At 73.7% G+C, this 1,192-nt stretch carries 1 protein-coding gene; it reads left to right on the plus strand.

Annotated elements, in window-relative coordinates; genetic code table 11:
- Positions 1–84: 84 nt before the first annotated feature.
- Positions 85–1,192, plus strand: a 1,108-nt coding sequence (locus AC27IQ_RS25040) for a DUF1631 family protein (protein WP_487091226.1), incomplete at its 3' end; no start/stop codon positions are given.

Genomic DNA, 1,192 nt, shown 5'->3' on the forward strand with positions numbered 1-1,192 from the left:
CGCGCGGCCGTCGCGGTCCCGGCGCCGGTCGCGGCCCCCGCGCCGCCCTCTCCGTCGCGCACGGCCACCGAGGTGGTGAGCCGCATGATGGACAACATCGCGCAGGACCAGCGGCTGCCCCCGCCCATCCAGCGGGCCGTGCAGAACCTGCGGCCCGCCATCAAGCAGCTGGTGCGGCACGACCGGCGGTTCTTCACCGACGACAAACACCCCGCGCGCCGTCTGCTGGACGAGCTGACGCAGCGCGCGCTGGACTTCGAATCCGATGCCGACCCCCGTTTCGACCGCTTCATGCGGCTCGTGGACGAGGCGGTGAGTCACCTGGCCACCAGCGAAAGCCAGGACGCCGACACCTTCGCCACCGTGCTGACGGCGCTCGAATCGGCCTGGGCGTCGCAGGAGCGCCAGTTGCGCGAGGCCCAGGAGGCCGAGCGGCAGGCCGCCCTGCGCGTGCAGCAGCGCGAGGCCCTGTCCAAGCGCATCGCGGCCGACATCCGCGCGCTGGCGGGGGCGGACCAGGTGCCCCGGGACATTCTCGATTTCGCCGCCGGTCCCTGGGCCGACGTGGTGGCGCTCGCGCAGATGGACGACCCCGGCAGTGCCGATGGCGACCCCGGCGGCTACCTCGCCCTGGTGCCCGAGCTGTTCTGGATCGCCCAGCCCGAAGTGGCCGCGGCCGAGCCCGAGCGGCTGGGCGGCACCGTCACGCGCATGCTCGGCACCGTGCGCCAGGGCCTGGACAGCGTGGGCCATGCCGAGGCCATGGCAGGCGCCGTGCTCGAGCGCATTGCCGGCCTGCACCAGGCCGCGATGGAGCGCGCCGCCAGCCTGGCCTTGCAGCCGGCCGGTGCGTCCACCGAAGAGCCGGACGGCATGGAAACCATCGTGCCGCCGGAATCGCTCTATGGCTCGCTGCACGAACCCGGCGTGGCCGACGAGGGGGGCGATGCCGCCGCCAGCGGCGCCGAGGCCACCAACGACTTTCCGCTGGGCAGCTGGGTCGAACTGATCTCCAACCAGCGCGCCGTGCACACGCAGCTGACCTGGTCGAGCCCGCACCACACGCTGTTCCTGTTCACCGCGGCCGACGGCAGCACGCAGTCGATGACGCGCCGCATGCGCGACAAGCTGATGGCCGAAGGGGCGTTGCGGGTGCTGCCCGGCCCGCCGCCCGCGGTGGCGGCCGCCCACG

It is taken from the genome of Acidovorax sp. KPB24-07 (assembly GCF_057543315.1).